Here is a 15,969-nt window from a genome sequence, read left to right on the forward strand (position 1 = left end):
TTTACCCATTCTCCCACCCTGTCGTCAGTTGTTCCTGCTCCAGCATTCTGTCATAGGCCTGTTCCAGCAGGATTGTGAGATTCGCCTTTATGCCCTCCTGGGTAGACAGGTACATTTTCCACAGACATCTGGGATTCGCCTTCTCCTCCGCCACCCTGGCATCCCGGCTGACCCTTTTAATGCTCTGTCCTACATTGGAGCGGTCCAGAGGTTTCCCCCCGGATGTAATAAATATGGGCCCTTTCGTAATTCCTTCCCGCTTCATGTATTCCAGAAGCTCTCCCCGCAGCACTGCGGGCAGCCGCAACACCCGGGTAGTCATACCATTCTGACATTCCGAATATATCACACCTTTCTGCACTGCTTCCGCCGTGAGCTGGGAAAGCTCCTGAATCCGCAGTCCGATACCGCCCAAAGCCTTAATCAGCAGATATGCTCTCTCCTGTCCCAGCTGTTTCGCTGCTGACAGCAGGCGAAGGTATTCTGCTCTGGTAAGCTCCGGCTGCACGTCCTCCCTTATATCGGAAAAAGTCTCTACCTGCCAGTCTCGATGATTCAGATACTGCATCAGACTGTTCCATACGGATAGACGCATATTCACTGTCCGCGGCTTGAATCCCTGTCCCTCCAGCCACTGCTTCCACCATAAACCGCCGGATGCGGTAAGTGCCCCGCCGTCAGGCAGATTGCCCTGCAGCAACAACAGCGCTCTGCGGTATTCCTGCAGAGATGCCTGGCTGAATCCTTTCCCTGCCAGATGTGTCAGAAACTGTTCCAGCATTTCCGGTGTCAGCCTTTCTTCCGTTTTCTGTTCTGATTTCCATTCCGAGACAGGCATCCTTTTCTCCTTTCTCTCCAATATCCCCGCAGAAAATTACTTTTTTAATTGCCCTTACATGCCACAAATTCACCATTTTGCAGGCAGAGGACCACCTTGTATATTCAGAAAACGAAAAAACGGATATATTATGATTTTTTTCAGGATTCAAACTCCTCTGACAATGCATTTCCATAAAATAAAAAGACACAGTAAACACTGTATCTTTCAAAAAACGGAAAAAAGTATAACAAAAAAGAAACCTGGAAAAATACTTTTCCAGATTTCTTTTTTGTCATACAAATATTTCCAAAAATGAGTCTGAATCCGTCACTTTCCCAACTCTCTGCACATAAAATAATCTTGAAAATCCTATATTACCGTGCTATACTATAGCAAGAAACAGACAAATCAGAATTCCTCTTATTCTTACACGAAACAAAATGGTGAATTTGTGGCAATTCACATATTGTATCGTTATCTTTAACTGACCAGCCCAAGTTTCTCCATCTGACGGGCGTGGGTTTCTCCGGTAGAAATCAGATAAATGCGCGTTGTCTCTATACTGCTGTGCCCAAGCACATCCGCAAGCTTTACGATATCCTTGCACATTTTGTAAAAAGTTCTGGCAAATAAATGTCTCAGGTTATGGGGAAAAACTTTGGTCGGATTCACATTTGCCTCTGCGCACAGGCGCTTCATCTCCCCCCAGATTTGACGTCTGCATATACTTTTTCCATTTCTGGTCACAAAAATCTCGCCCGATGTAATCTTTCGCTTTTTAGCATAGTTTCTGAGTTTTTTACATAACTTCCCCGGAATCAGAATCGTTCTGATCTTGCCTTTCAGGGAAATATCCGCCCGTTTCCGTCTGATGGCCTCCACAGTAATGTATTTCACTTCCGAGACTCTTATTCCGGTGGAGCATATGGTCTCCAGCAAAAGCATCAGTCGGATATTTCCGTGCTTTTCCGCCATCAGCAGCAACCTTTCATATTCTGCTCTGCTCAGCTCTCTGTCCTGGTCCCGAAAAGTTCTCCGCTGTATTTTCAGGAATTTAACGCTGCACTCTTCCCAGCCCATGTAGCTGACGAATCCATTCATCGACGAGAGCATGGCATTGATTGTAACCGGGGCATACCCTGTCTTCACCAGATATGCCTTCCATCCGGATATCACTTCCTTGTCCACAGTCACACTGTCCGACCTGGCAGCATATACAGTCTGGCCGGCTTCTGACCCGGACTCTGCAGTCCGGCCGGCTTCTGCTTCCGCACCGACAGCCTGTTCTGTCATTTCCCGGTCATGTCCGCGTTCTCTGTCAGCAGGCCGTGCTTCCGTCTGTATCTGATTGCTTTTCGCCCATGCAGTAAAAGCCCGGATATCTCTCAGATATTTCTGTACGGTGCTTTCCGCATATTCCTCCTGTAACAGCTGTTTCCGGTAGCTCACAATCATTTCATGAAAGATCTGGTGTGTCATGCTCCTGTTCTCCTTATCTGTAGTAAAAATCTGCAATTTCCTTCCTATTATACTGTAAATTTTCCTGCGCTCATAGCCGTTTCCTGTTATTTTATATGCGGGCGGCTTTTTCTGCCGGCATCGGGAAATTGAGCATCCTTTGTTTTATGGAAGAAAAAGGGCACATGCCCAATACCCACAAGGCAACATGCAACCAATATGGAAAAACGAAAACCGCTGGCAATCCAGTGCGTCACATATGGCATTTAATGTCGAGAAACGGATAGCACTTACTTTTCCTGTTTTAATCTTAGATAAACTGACATTTGCTATCCCCACTTGATCCGCTAAATCATTCAAAGAAATCTTCCTGTCTGCCATAACCCTGTCTAATCTTAAAATAATTGCCATCTATATCACTTTCATCTGCCTGATTTTGTAATTCACACCCATATCCGTACAGCTGAATGATTCCTCAAAAGATCTTTGGGAATGGCTGTATTTCTGGTATAACAGAGGTATCAAATCTAAGGAGAGAACGATGGCTTCCAGTGCAAAAGGCATCAAGCTGCGAGAGCTGAAGGACACTATAACACAGCTGAAAACAATGATCTCTGAGCAGACGGAACTGATCAGATCTCTCCGTCTTGTTATTGACGAAAAAACCAGCCACGAAAAAGCCCTTCAGGAACAGGTGGACTATCTTACCAAAAAGCTTTTCGGTTCCTCCAGTGAAAGAAGAACCGATGACATTCCAGGACAGCAGAACCTTTTTGATGAAGCCGAAGTGGAACAGGATCTATCGCTGTTGGAAGAAGAGACCATGATCCAGGAGCATACCCGCAAGAAGAAAGCAGCCCATGAGGAGCTTTTCAAAGGCCTGAAGGTTGAAAAAGCAGTTATCCCTCTTTCGGAAGAAGATCAGGTCTGCCCGGTCTGCGGTACGCAGATGGTGCTGATCGGCGAAGCGTATGATAAAAAGCATTATGCACAATTCCTTTCGTCTTCTGGTTCAATTTCATACCTCCCTAAAAAATGCGTTAAAAAGACACCCGCTGTTATGGCAAGTGCCTATGTATCCAAATGCAAAATTTCAAAAATATGTCATTGCTTTTTTCCTATTTTCTGCATATAATAAAAGTACAGAAAATGTTGCCGCTTACTGATGGTGCGGGATATAAATTATTCGGTGCGAACATTTATCCCCACCCTTTGTGGTGGGGATTTTTATTAAGGAGAAACATAAATATACAATCCGGATTTTTTTACCACATCAAAGATGCCTTTTTCGAGGAAGTACAGGACAGTTCACTGATGGCAAACATCTTGGTGCATTTTTTATACCGGGCAACCTGTCGGCTGTAGATATTCTGATATTTTTCAAACTTGGAACTTACAGGAACCATCCAGTAAATTCCGGGATTTTGGGAGTCCTGAATGGCAAGATAATGCGGGCGGTAATTCCCATCCTCGAACAGTTTTTAAAATGCCCATAAATCTTTTAAGGGGAGATTATGGGCATTTTTCAATTTTAATTCGCACTGTTTAATAAAGTTTCAGCCTGGATAATTCAAATATATAAAATCCATGCTTAAGTTTATGATGTTGCGTAGAGCAGGTGGTTTATTTGTTCTCCAAAGTTCCGTTTTTCGGATCAGCGAAAAACGAAACTTTGGAGAACAGGGCCATGCCCTAACAAAAAGTGAGGTTCACCAGCCATTCCAGTGAACCCCACCAAGCCTAAAACCTTAATTTTAAGCTATTCTTCAATACTTTTGCCTATTAGTACCCAAAATCCTATGGCATCAATTTAAGATAGCCGCCTGTGCCGCTGTTATACTTTGATGACTTTTACCCCTCTTTACCCCATTTACCCCACCTAATTCGACATTCGACAAACGGGATTCGACAGAAAACCTTTGCTTTTTTGCGGAATCCGCTATAAAATGATTTCAGCGGAACGCTCCGCAGCGTTTGACAATTCCACATAAATCTGCTAAGATATATTTACATAAAGGTACTGCCGATAGACGGCTAGTCCAAATTATTAGTTGCAAAAATAGCCGCTAAGTTTTCCAGACTGGGGCGGCTATTTTTGTGGTTTATTATTATCCTTGCTTCCGATGGCGTATCCGAGACCGAAGCAGGTCAGGCATAAGCCAAGCACTGAAATCAATCCTTCAATCGTCAACATCCACTTAGCCCTCCTTTCCTAGATTCCTGCAAGCAGGTTTCTATGTAATCGGAGGGTCACAGTCCCTCCGTAGAAGAACTAGCCGCCTACCGTTATGGCAGTACCCGTATGAATATTTTATCAGAAAATGTCGGACGCTACAAGCGGTTTCCGGCTTTTTTCTTTTTCCGCTTGCAATCCAGACAAAACAGAGGTAAGCTACGACACCACGGAAGGAGGGATTGGATTGGAAAAGGATTCTGCATTATACCAATTGATGGATACCCGCATGCACAGCGTCATGAACGGTATCGTGAGCGGTGACGGGGAATACCAGGCGATTCTCCGCAAGTCGGACATATACTCCGGCGAACTGGACAGGATGGATTTATCAAAAGAAATCCGGCTGCTGATTGACCGCTACGTCAGCGAGCAGAACGCTCTCGGCTCCCGGTTTGGGATGCTCGCCTACCTGTTGGGATTTTCCGACTGCAAGGCCATGTTTTTAGGGAAATGCCTGCCGACAGAAGCAAAAGAAATGACCTCAGAACTGTAACCGCAAATCGGTGACAGGGCGGAAAGGCTGCGCCACAGCCCTTCCGCCCTGTCCCTCTTTCGTTTTAAATGAATATCCACGCCTCCAGCTCCGCGTACCTGTTGGATTTCGACCACTGCGGGTGTTTCCTGAACCACGCCCGCTCGTCATCCGGCGTGACCGTTATCTTCTTGAAATAAACGGGGGAACCGGCATCATCCAGTCCCCCTCCCGCATCGGGGCTTAAGTTTAGGAGCCACTCGAAGCGGTCTTCGTAAACCCTCACCCCTGACACATATCTATCCATTTCCTCTTCCGAAAACTCGCCATCCTCCGGCATGGAGAACTGCCCCATGAGCTTTTGCAGGTTTTCCAGCTTGCCGCTCACGTCCGCCTCCGTGGCGGGCTCCACGTCCCCGTACTGCGCCATCCGCTGCTCCAGTTCCGCAATCTTCTCCCCCACCTCCTGCTGCTTGCGGCTGAATACCTCTTTCGGTATCTCGTTGTTCATCCTCATATCGAGCAGCGTCTCATATCTGCCCCGCTCCTTTTTGAGCTGTTCTTCTATGATTTCCTTGTCCCGCAGGACTTCCGACTGCTCCACCCCCGCAATGCCGCACCCCAGCACCGCCGCCGCGTCCAGGAGCGTCCCCTCCGGGTCATCGAAAACGACGTGGAGGACTTTCTGCGCCATCGTGTACATCTTCCAGTCCTGCACCAGCGGCGAGCGGCAGACGTTCTCAATGCCCAGGCCGTTTTTCAGCCTTGCCGCTATGGTTCCCGTCCGGGTCTGGTCGTAGCATTTATAGGTGTAGGTGATGAAGTCCGTCTTGGTATGCCACTTGGTCTTTGCGAAGGCGTGGCCGCACTGGCACCTCATCTTCCTGCGCCAGAGGTCGTCCGAGTGGACGCCCTTGTTCTTCCGGCGCTGGCCCATCTGCGCGTCCTTTTCCGCCATCATCTTCTGCACCCGCTCGAATTCCTCCTTAGTGACGATGGGCTGGTGCTTCCCCTCCACGATGACGCGCTCCAGCTCCCCCTTGTTCTTCGCCCTTTTCTGTTCCAGGTAGTCCGGCACATATTCCTTCCGGTATTCCAGTTCGCCGCAGTAAAGGCGGTTTTTCAGGATATGGCCGACGGTGGCGTAATGCCACATCGTCTTCCCCATCGCCGTGCGGCGGCCTTCCTTTTCAAGCTGCTTCATGATCTTGTGGTAGCCGTTGCCCGCAAGGTACAGGTCGAATATCCTCCTGACCGTTTCCGCCTGTTCCTCGTTGATGACGTATTCCGGCCCCACCTTGTCGTAGCCAAGCACGTTCCCGGTGCCGTAGACCACCCCGTTCTGGAAGGAAACCATCTGCCCCGCCTTTACGCGCATGGAGGTCTTTTTCGATTCGTTCTGCGCGAGGGTGGCCATGATGGTCAGCCGCAGCTCCCCGTCCTCATCGTTCATGGTCCATATGCCGTCCTCGGTGAAATACACCTCAATGCCCATCCGCTTCAAGAGCCGCGTCTGCTGGAGGGTGTCCACCGTGTTCCTTGCGAACCTCGACACCTCCCTCGTGACGATCAGGTCGAAATGTCCGTCCTTTGCGTCCTCCATCATCCGCACGAAATTCTTACGCTTGGATATGGAGGTGCCGGTGATACCTTCATCGATATACCGGCGGTACAATACCCAGTCCGGGTGCCTGTCTATCAGGTCATCGTAATACTGCACCTGGTTCTCCAATGCTGAAAGCTGTGCCTCATGCTCTGTTGAAACCCTTGCATATATCGCAACTTTCCTTATCCGCATCTGCATCCGCTCCTTTCCGTCCCTGCCCCGCAGGGCTCCCGCATTTTTCTTTAAAACAAGGCCCCGCATCCTTTGGGTTTCCTACCCTGCAGTAGATTGACGCCCTCAGTTTTTTTCCCTCTTTATCTGCCATGACCGTCTGCGCTCCTTTCTTTTTGGGTAGTCTATTAATCACTCTGAAAGGCCGTAAAGTCAAGCGGTCTGGCCGCTTTCTTCCTATATGAATGCCACCTTACATTCGGGTGGTGAATGCAAGCGAAATCCACCCGTTCCTCTTTTCCGCATAGGCTTTGAGCAGCCCCCAACCGTCCTTTTCCTCGACCACGGTGAAAACGCCGACACCAGTAAATTTGCCCGTCTTGGGAAAATCCGTTCCGGGGCCACGGCGGATATTCAAATCGGGAATAGATACGCGCACCATGTAGGGTGCGGAAAGGGTAAGGCTCTCCATGAACTGCACTTTTCCTTCGCTGACAATGGCTTTCAGGATGGAGAGGATTTTCTCCCCATATTTCTCCCCTGCCGCCCAGCCTTTTCCCTGCGGATTCTTCTTCTGGCCGAGCCATTCCGCATATGGCGCACAGCCCCTTGTGACATAGCGGAACCGTGGATCAATTCTTGCCTTCCGCAGTTTATCCGTGGAGGCATAGGCTTTGAGGTGCTGAATCTGCGCCCGGATGCCAAGCTGCGCCGTTTCAAAGGACAGTCCTGTTTTGCCCCTCTGTGTCACCCCAAGGCCACAGAAATTGTTCTGCGGAAGAGTGACCGCAGAGCCGGAGAAAGTGAAGTTCCCCGTTTCGAGGCAGGACTGTGCAAAAGCGATATCGCCCCTCACGCCCTCCGCTTCCCCTTCTGAAAGGTACAGCGGAACCATATCCAGAACGGACTGCGGCACGGACGGATTTTTCTTTTTCAGATAGGATTTCATCTGATCCGCCGTGGCTTTCGCTTTTCCCATAATGGCGGTAAGGGAATCCGCCGCCGAGCCGCCCTTCATCGCCGTTTTGATGTCTTTTCTAAACTGTTCCATAGTCAGACCAAACTTAGACCACAGATGCTCCACGTCTCCGTGGTTGCTGGCAATGCCTCTCCTGCATCCTTCCGAATGGGAAATCACCACACCATCTGCAAGCGGGTCTAAGTTATACTGGCTGCACAGATATGCAAACAATTCCACCGCATATTTATAGGTGGCAAGCACATGGTTCTTCGTGTTCTCCCCATCCCCTGTCTCCGTCCAGTTTGAGCCGCCCGTATATCGGATGGTGGCAGGCTCCGTCATCTCCACGCCGATATGGGTATTGTTCGCTCCGCCTCCGCAGTGCCAGCCCCTATGATTCCAAGGCAAAATCTGGTACACATCCCCGTCCGGCTCTACGATGGCATGGACGCAGGCGGATGCCTCTGCCCTGTTCCAGTTCTTCATGAACACATCCGCCTTTGGCTGCGGGCATCCCACCGAATGGATCATAAGACCTTTCACGGTGATGCGCTTTCCCGCTTTATAACAGCCGGACTCCGTAAGGTAATTCTGTTTTAAATTCATCCCATTTCCCTCTCTTTCTGCACGAAAAAGGCATCAGTTTTTACACCGATGCCTCAGATTAAAAATCCATTAATTCTCTTTTTCCTCCCGTAGCTGCTCCAGCACGGCCTTTAACTTCCCCGGAATGGGCAGCCCCGTCCCCGCGGCATTCTCTAAGATGGAAATGCCCTCATTGGAGAGGTAAAAGAAGATGACCGCCGTCCGCAGGACGCTCCCTTCCCCAATGATGTGCATATCTACGATATGCCCCACCGCCACAAGGCTGAAAATGACCACCTTCTTAAAAATGCCTTTGAATCCCACTTCGCTGGAGAGCTTCTTCTCCACCGCTGCCGCCATCAGCCCGGTGATGTAGTCCACCACCACGAATACCACCAGTGCATAAAGGAAGCCGTCAAAACCTCCCATGACCGCGCCCAGCGCACCGCCGAGCGCCGCGAACGCATACTGCGCCGCCTCGATAAAATTCTTCATTCCAGTTCCTCCTTCAAATCTGACATCAAAAAAAGCACCTCATAGGGTGCAGTTACTGTTACGCGCATTCCACATACCGAATGAATGCCTTCCCGTGCCCTTCGTTCACCCCAGCCTCAGTCTCTGCGGGATAATATTTCCCGTTGTGGGTGAATGGCGCGACACCGTCCACATAGCCGGAGCCTCCTGCGCCTGACTCGCCGCGCATGCCATAGTTGCCGCCGAACCATCCGCCTCCGCCGCCGGAATAGCAGGTGCTGCTGGATGAGCCATAAGACGGCGCTGAACCAAAGTTTGTGGAAGGGCTGCTCCCCGTGGATATCTGCCGCCCTCCCAGGGCACCGCCGGAACCATCCCCGCCCCGCTCCCCTCCGCCGTCTCCGCCTTTGTGGATTGTGCCATTGTCTATTGCGCCTCCTCCGCCTCCTCCGGCCACGATCAGGACGCATTCCCTGTTGGAGTAATTCACCCCATTGCTGTACCCTAACGAACCGTATTTTGTTGCCACATGGGTAGCGCCGCCTCCACCTGCCCCATATTGCCTGCCATTCGTATAGCTGTATCCATAAGCGCCGCCGTTTGTCCCCGGAGATGTCCCATTTGCAGCGCCGCCATTATATACATAGACCACCTCGTCCTTTTTCATCTTCTTATAGCCTTTGGAATGACCGCCAAGACCGCCTTCCGCCACAAGGGAGTCCACTTTTGCGCTGCCCCCGGATGCGCCCCACACTTCAAACTCATAGATGCCGTCCTGGGGGATAACAAACTGCACATAATTCCCTGTGTAGGGGAAGTCATACTCCGTGGTCACCCACATGGCATAGAGCGCAGCCTCCGCAGGGAATACCCCTTTCTCCCCCGGTTTGTAAGATGGCGTGGAAAGGGAGTCAATGCTCCATCCGCAGAAGGACATACCATTTCTCGTGTAGGGGCTTGCCGGGATCGTGGTGGGTTCACTCTGTGCATTTCCGTTATTGTAATAGCAATAAGCCGTAAAGGACTCCGCCGCCCCGGTTTCTGCAAGGGTGCCGCCGTTCGGCATCAGCCCTACGGTCATCTGCTTTCTGAACACTGCATAGAGCGTAACGGGTTCCTCCGAACTGATGATAAACTCGGAAAGCACTTTCTTTTCCGCCTGGTCATCCTGCCGCCATCCCACAAAGGTGTATCCCTCCAGCGCGGCATCCGGGGCGGCGGCAATGGCGTCCTCCCTGTCCGGCACAGTCCTTTCCAATGCATACCCCGTGTCGATCTGATATGTCACTTTGACACCCGCCGCATATACCCTGTCCTCTCCCACGAAAATCCGCGTCACCCTTTTTGTGGCTTCATCCTCATAACAGAGATAAATGGTGGTGGCACTGTAACTTTCCATTGCCCGGTACTCGTCAAGGCTCACCAGTTTCATCACAAGGCCAGTGCTGCTCATCATCTCCGTCACTCTTTCATCCAGAGTCTGCACAGACTCTCCGAGGGATGCATTGGAAGAAATAACGCCGTCCAGCTCCCCGATGATGTTCCTTGCCGTGAATACCGCGGTTCCATCCAAAACCCTGTCCCCCACTTTGGTGATCCTCGAATACCCGGAAGGCTCGGAGGCGGCCGTGGTTCCTGCCTGTGTGCAGACCAGTGTCGCCCACCCCGGAGCGCCCACTGCGGTCACCGCATCCCCTACGGCATAGGAAGTGGCACGGGTGAGGGTTTCCCCTCCTCCCCCGCCGCCTCCGCTCCCGGCTTTCAGCGTGGGGAACACTTTTGTCAGCCCGTCCAATCCTGCGGAAGATACGGTGAAGATGGCAAGTTCCAGATCGTAGGAAGAATTGTTGTAATTGATATTTACATCCGCATCCAGCGGCGGAAGCTCCGCTGCCGCCTGCGCCAGTATCTTGATGGGTTCATCCGCATTGGATAAATCAAGATGGATATACACCCTTCCGTCCAGCGTCTCCCCCACGTCCGCAAGGCGCACGTCAATCTCCGTTTCATACACCTCAAAGAACCGCCCCCGTATCATGCCAAAGCCCTGCGAGATATGCAGCACATTTCCTCTCGCATAGGTCACTTCGCACCCTTTGAAGATGCCGCTGCCGGGGATCGCCGTCTCGTAGATGATGGCGTCATCCTGCGGTGTGACATTGCCGCCCTTATAGGTTTTCAGTGTGATGTTGTCAGCCATTCTCCTGCCTCCTTAAAATCTTAGTCAAATCCAGCCGCACCGTGCCGAACACCAGCTTTGTATTTTTGCCACGCTCCCTGCCCGTGAGGATGCTGCGGTAACTCTCCCCATCCGATATGATGTCCGCCACCTGCCCGAATTCCAGTTCTTCCGGCTTCACCAAAGCGTCACCGTTCATCATGGTAAGTTCGATTAAATTTGAATAGGATAAATTTGCGAACTTGTTATGGGCGGCGCTGATGGCCGCGCTCTCAAAGCTGCTCCCCTCCTCATGGGAAACAGCCTGCATCTCACAGACCACCGGAACAATGCGGTCACGGTCCTTCGTATCGTAGCCAAGATCGGGATGCAGATAATAAATCCGGGTGTTGGCATAGTTTTCCGCATCATAAATAATCAGCTTATTCACATCCGCGCTGACCTGCTTGATGGTGACGCTCTTTTTGATAATGTTCGGCAAATCGCTCTCTATGGTGATGATTCCTGCCGCCGCCCTCCCCACCGAAATCTGCACTTCCCGGTTCTGGATATCCAGCTTTGTCTTTACAAGGATGCTGTACTTCTCCATTGCCGGGATGATGACGGAATCAATGAGGTTCACGATATTGTAATGTCCGCCCTTATCGGAGGGCGTGATGTGCAGACTCCAGTCCTTTGTGGCGGTAACTGCGCTGACGGAAAGACCTTTGATATTCTGCATTTCATCTTCATTGATGATAAACATTTCTTTTATCCTGTCACAGATAAACTGCTCCATGCTCCCCTGCCCCTGCAAATCCACATCAAACAGCACATCCGTATTGAGCAGTTCCATAAGGGGCTTATAGGAAATGGTCTGTAGCTTTTTGGATTTATCCGTGCCATACCCGATCTCTGTCACGATTCCGGCATATTCCTCACTGCCCCGGCTGATGCGGATGTAGTCCTGCTTTTTCACACCGGGCAGAGCAAGCACCGTAACCGTGTTCCCATCGGAAGATAAATAGTCCTCTTTATAGGTGATCTCATTTACATTGGTGTTCCCTACCATCTCAAAGTCCTGCGTGAATATCTCCACGTTATACGGTCTCATAGCTGATCCTCCCCTCAACCATAACATTCAGAATATTCAGCCCCTCATGCACCACGGAAATGCGGTTGCTGCCGTACTGCAAATGGAAGAACCGCTCCGTGGTGAAATCGCACATCTGGTACCTGTCCGCCACCACCTCGTCACTGACGCCCCGCTCCGTAATGCTGTAGGGAATCTGCGTGGTGTCGATGACCAGCTTATGCCCATCCGGGATATTCCCCTCGTACCTTCCCGTTTCATACAAAACATTATTCACATAGTGCTTCCATACGGGATTCGTGCAGGGGCCATATACCGTCACTTTACACGGGCTGTCCCCGTGGCTGTCGCTGTCGATCATCAGCGTGTTCTGCGTCACGTCCGCATAGGCATAGGTGTATTCGTATGGATAAATCTTCCCGCCAATGGCGATTGTGCCGCTGTAGCCGGAAACATTCTTATAAAACAGCCCGGTTGCCGTAAATGCAACTTCACAATCCAGCCCCGCCCCGCCAGTGATTAACTCACTCTTAGCAATCTCCGTCATCCGCACCGGAACACGGAACGCCTCCTCCATCTCATACACGAGGGTCAGCGGCACCGCCCGGACGAATCTTGAAAATGCACGGTAATTCACATAGGCATTCCTGCCTCCGAAAAATATCCGCCCGGTCATCACACCCTGTGAGAATAATTCCTCCAGAGGGATGAAGTCCGTGCCGATCTGTTCATACTGTGTCCCGTCCTTATAGCCGAAGCCGCCAATGGAATGGAAAAAGGACGTCCGGGCGTTCAAATCCCATGACACCCCTTCCCCGTTTATAAGCCTGAATTTCCTGATCATGAATACGCCTTTCCCAGCTCCCGGTTCAGCCCGTCTGACAGTTCCCCGACCAGCACCCCGGAATCCAATACCACCTGTGCGTCTGCCAGCCTGGGCAGATACTTTGTAACCACTTCATACATGGCATCCAGCCTTGCCGCCAGTGAAGCATTCCCGTTCCCGCCATTCCCGGAGGATGTGATGCTTTCCATTGCCCCCGCCTCTGGAATGAGCATCCCTGCCAGTTCCTTCATGGGACCGGTCAGCTTCCCTAAATTCCCACGGATGCCTTTGCCCAGCAGGTCAATCATATCCGGCATAAAGGTGTGGAAGTTGGAAAGCGGCCCCTCGTCCGGCTCGGAGAAATGCAGGAAGGACGCAATGGTTCCCGCGATGTCCTTCACGCTGTCCACAAGGCCGCTGATCTTGGATTTGATGCCATCTATTAAGCCGCCGATGATATCCTTGCCCCACTGCAATGCCTGTGAGGGCAGGCCCTTGATGAAGTTAATCGCCGCATCGAATCCACTCTTCACCGCCCCGGCGATTCCGCTCATGGCATTCTTGATTCCTGAGAGCAGGCTGTTAAACACATTTACCACCGCGTCTTTCAGTCCTCCCACAATGACTGTGACCGTGGACTTGATGGCATTCCACACACTGGTGATGACCTCTTTTATCGCATTGACCACGGAGCTTACTGCGGATTTGATGGCTTCCCATGCGGCGGTGATGGCAGATTTAATTGCCTCCATAATGGAGATGACCGCTGACTTGATGGCCTCCCAAGCCGCCACAGCCACATTTTTTATCGCTTCAATCGCAGAGGACACCGCACTCTTGATGGCTTCCCATGCGGCAATGACCGCAGAACGTATCGCCTCCATTGCCGTGGAAATGGCGTTCTTGATCGCCTCCCACGCAGAGACCACCACATCCTTAATGGCGGAAAGCACCGCCGTCACCGCTGACTTTATCGCTTCCCATACAGATGTGATTACACTGCGAATCGCCTCCATTACCGTGGTGACGGTATTCCTTATCGCTTCCCAAGCGGAGGACAGGAAAGAGCCGATGGCGTTTGTGACGGTTTCAATCACTGTTTTAATCGCATTCCATACCGTGGATACAACTGTCTGTATCACATTCAGCACGGTTGTGATAATCATCTTATAGAACTCGAACCGCGCCACGATCAGCGTCTTTATCACGTCAAGGACAGTCTGGAAGATACTTTTTATCCCTTCCCATAATCCGCTGAAAAAGTCCTTTAGCCCGTTCCAGATGGACTGTGCCGCCCCGGTGATGGCGTTCCAGATGTTGGAGAAGAAATCCTTCAATCCATTCCATACCGCAACAGCCGCTTCTTTGATTACATTCCATAAGTTGATCCAGAACTCCCGGAAGCCCTCGCAGTTATTCCAGAGAGCCACGAAGATAGCAATCAATGCAGCTATGGCGGCAATCACTAAGGTGACCGGGTTCGCCGCAAGGATGCCCCACAGCGCACTAAGACCTCCGCCGATACTGGAAATGCCGCCGATCAGTGTCGGGATGAAGGTCATGATGCTGCCCACTGCCGACACAACTTTTCCGATGATGATAAGCACGGGGCCGATTGCCGCAGCGAGTAATCCGATAGTGACAATGGTATTCTTGGTGCCCTCATCCATGCCATTCAGCTTATCCACGAATCCCTGCACCCATGTGACGATCTGGCGGATGGCGGGCATGAGGATTTCACCGAAAGAAATGGCAAGTTCCTCCAACTGGCTTTTCAGGATGGTAAGCTGCCCGGCGAGGTTATCCTGCATGGTCGCCGCCATCTCCGCCGACTTCCCGTCACAGTTTGCTATGGCGCTGCTCACCTTCTCAATGTCCGCAGGGGCAGCGTTCATCAATGCGAGGAATCCAGACATGGCGTTTTTACCTACCAAAGCCTCTGCCGCCGCTGCCTTTTCGGACTCTGACAATCCGCCGAAAGCCGTCCGGCAGTCTGCGAGGATGGCGCTCAAATCCCTCATGCTCCCGTCCGCATTGGTGGTGGCAATGGTCACTTCCCCGATGCTCGAACCGCAGATTTTCACTTCCCCGGAAAGGTTGCTCATGATGGTGCGGAGGGCGGTACCGGCCTGTGTGGACTTGATGCCCGCATTGCCCATCAGCCCAATCGCCTCTGCGGTATCTTCCGCAGAGAATCCCAAAGCCCCGGCAATGGGCGCACAGTATTTGAAGGTCTCGCCCATCATGGAGACGTTGGTATTGGCATTACTGGATGCCGCCGCAAGGATATCCGCAAAATGCCCGGAATCCGCTGCGGTCAGACCGAAAGCGGTAAGCGCATCCGTCACGATATCAGAGGTAGTTGCCAAATCTTCCCCGGAGGCGGCGGCAAGGTTCATGATGCCCTCGATGCCGGAAAGCATATCCGAAGTTTTCCAGCCCGCCATCGCCATGTAGTTCATGGCCTCCGCCGCTTCCGATGCGGAGAACTTGGTCTTGCTCCCCATCTCCCTTGCCTTATCCCGCAGGGCATCAAGGTCTTTCCCCGTAGCCCCGGAAACCGCCCCGACCTGGCTCATGGCGGTATCGAAGTCCGCCGCCGTCTTGACCGCCACCGTGCCAAGCCCCACAATGGGCGTGGTCACGCTTTTGGTCAGGGTAGTCCCTACACCGGAAATCTTATCCCCTAAGTTCTTTAAATCCTCACCCACGGCGGCAATCTTCTGCACCGCCACCGCCGACTGGTTCGCCTGCTCTTCGAGGCTCTTTAATCTTTCCTCGGTCTCAATGATCTCACGCTGCAAACCATCGTACTGCTCCTGGGTGATCTCTCCCTTTGCCAGTGCCTCATTTGCCTGCTCCGCAGCGGCTTTCAGGGTTTCCAGTTTTTCCTTCGTCTCCCGCACCGCATCCGCAAGGAGCCGGTGCTTCTGTGCCAGCAGCTCCGTATTGCCGGGGTCCAGTTTCAGGAGGTTGTTCACATCCCGAAGCTGAGACTGTGTGGTGCGGATGTCAGTATTGACTGATTTTAAGGCGGTGGTGAGTTTCGTGGTATCGCCGCCGATTTCTACCGTAATGCCCTGTATCCTTGATGCCACTCCCCTCACCT

The 15,969-nt window shown here is 51.7% G+C and carries 12 protein-coding genes; 2 read left to right on the plus strand and 10 right to left on the minus strand.

Going from position 1 to position 15,969, the window contains the following annotated elements:
• Window position 1: 1 nt before the first annotated feature.
• The 3 genes from NSB25_RS10560 to NSB25_RS10570 all read right to left on the minus strand — a co-directional run bounded on the left by NSB25_RS10560 (window position 2) and on the right by NSB25_RS10570 (window position 2,689).
• Complete coding sequence (locus NSB25_RS10560; protein WP_103239380.1) at window positions 2-838, minus strand: tyrosine-type recombinase/integrase; 837 nt, start codon at window positions 836-838, stop codon at window positions 2-4.
• Window positions 839-1,300: 462 nt separating this feature from the next.
• Window positions 1,301-2,299 (minus strand): tyrosine-type recombinase/integrase, encoded by a 999-nt coding sequence (locus NSB25_RS10565; protein ID WP_242982387.1) that lies wholly within the window; start codon window positions 2,297-2,299, stop codon window positions 1,301-1,303.
• A gap of 144 nt (window positions 2,300-2,443) precedes the next feature.
• Window positions 2,444-2,689 (minus strand): helix-turn-helix domain-containing protein, encoded by a 246-nt coding sequence (locus NSB25_RS10570; protein WP_242982386.1) that lies wholly within the window; start codon window positions 2,687-2,689, stop codon window positions 2,444-2,446.
• Window positions 2,690-2,819: 130 nt separating this feature from the next.
• On the opposite strand from NSB25_RS10570, the gene NSB25_RS10575 reads away from it, so the two are divergent.
• Window positions 2,820-3,413, plus strand: coding sequence for a transposase (locus tag NSB25_RS10575; protein ID WP_242982385.1), 594 nt, complete (start codon window positions 2,820-2,822; stop codon window positions 3,411-3,413).
• Between the two features lie 1,285 nt (window positions 3,414-4,698).
• Window positions 4,699-5,007 carry a hypothetical protein gene (locus tag NSB25_RS10580; protein ID WP_103239509.1) on the plus strand — a complete coding sequence of 103 codons (309 nt, stop codon included), beginning with the start codon at window positions 4,699-4,701 and terminating at the stop codon, window positions 5,005-5,007.
• 64 nt (window positions 5,008-5,071) lie between these two features.
• On the opposite strand, the gene NSB25_RS10585 is transcribed toward NSB25_RS10580, so the two are convergent.
• The 7 genes from NSB25_RS10585 to NSB25_RS10615 all read right to left on the minus strand — a co-directional run bounded on the left by NSB25_RS10585 (window position 5,072) and on the right by NSB25_RS10615 (window position 15,958).
• On the minus strand, window positions 5,072-6,784 hold the full coding sequence (locus NSB25_RS10585; protein ID WP_103239508.1) for a recombinase family protein: 1,713 nt from the start codon (window positions 6,782-6,784) through the stop codon (window positions 5,072-5,074).
• Between the two features lie 232 nt (window positions 6,785-7,016).
• A complete protein-coding gene (locus tag NSB25_RS10590; RefSeq protein ID WP_103239379.1) occupies window positions 7,017-8,330 on the minus strand; it encodes an N-acetylmuramoyl-L-alanine amidase in 1,314 nt (437 codons plus the stop codon).
• A gap of 69 nt (window positions 8,331-8,399) precedes the next feature.
• The gene (locus NSB25_RS10595; RefSeq protein ID WP_103239378.1) at window positions 8,400-8,804 is read right to left on the minus strand and encodes a phage holin family protein; all 405 of its coding nucleotides are present in this window, start codon (window positions 8,802-8,804) and stop codon (window positions 8,400-8,402) included.
• A 58-nt stretch (window positions 8,805-8,862) separates the two neighbouring features.
• On the minus strand, window positions 8,863-10,983 hold the full coding sequence (locus NSB25_RS10600) for a glycine-rich protein (RefSeq protein ID WP_103239377.1): 2,121 nt from the start codon (window positions 10,981-10,983) through the stop codon (window positions 8,863-8,865).
• Window positions 10,976-12,055: a hypothetical protein gene (locus NSB25_RS10605; RefSeq protein WP_103239376.1), complete on the minus strand. Its 1,080-nt coding sequence runs from the start codon at window positions 12,053-12,055 to the stop codon at window positions 10,976-10,978. The genes NSB25_RS10600 and NSB25_RS10605 overlap by 8 nt, the downstream gene beginning before the upstream one ends.
• Entirely contained in the window at window positions 12,042-12,878 is an 837-nt protein-coding gene (locus NSB25_RS10610) for a phage distal tail protein domain-containing protein (protein WP_103239375.1), read from the minus strand. The genes NSB25_RS10605 and NSB25_RS10610 overlap by 14 nt, the downstream gene beginning before the upstream one ends.
• Window positions 12,875-15,958: a phage tail tape measure protein gene (locus tag NSB25_RS10615; protein ID WP_103239374.1), complete on the minus strand. Its 3,084-nt coding sequence runs from the start codon at window positions 15,956-15,958 to the stop codon at window positions 12,875-12,877. The genes NSB25_RS10610 and NSB25_RS10615 overlap by 4 nt, the downstream gene beginning before the upstream one ends.
• Window positions 15,959-15,969 lie beyond the last annotated feature (11 nt).

It is taken from the genome of Acetatifactor muris (genome assembly GCF_024623325.1).
Lineage (GTDB): Bacteria > Bacillota > Clostridia > Lachnospirales > Lachnospiraceae > Acetatifactor > Acetatifactor muris.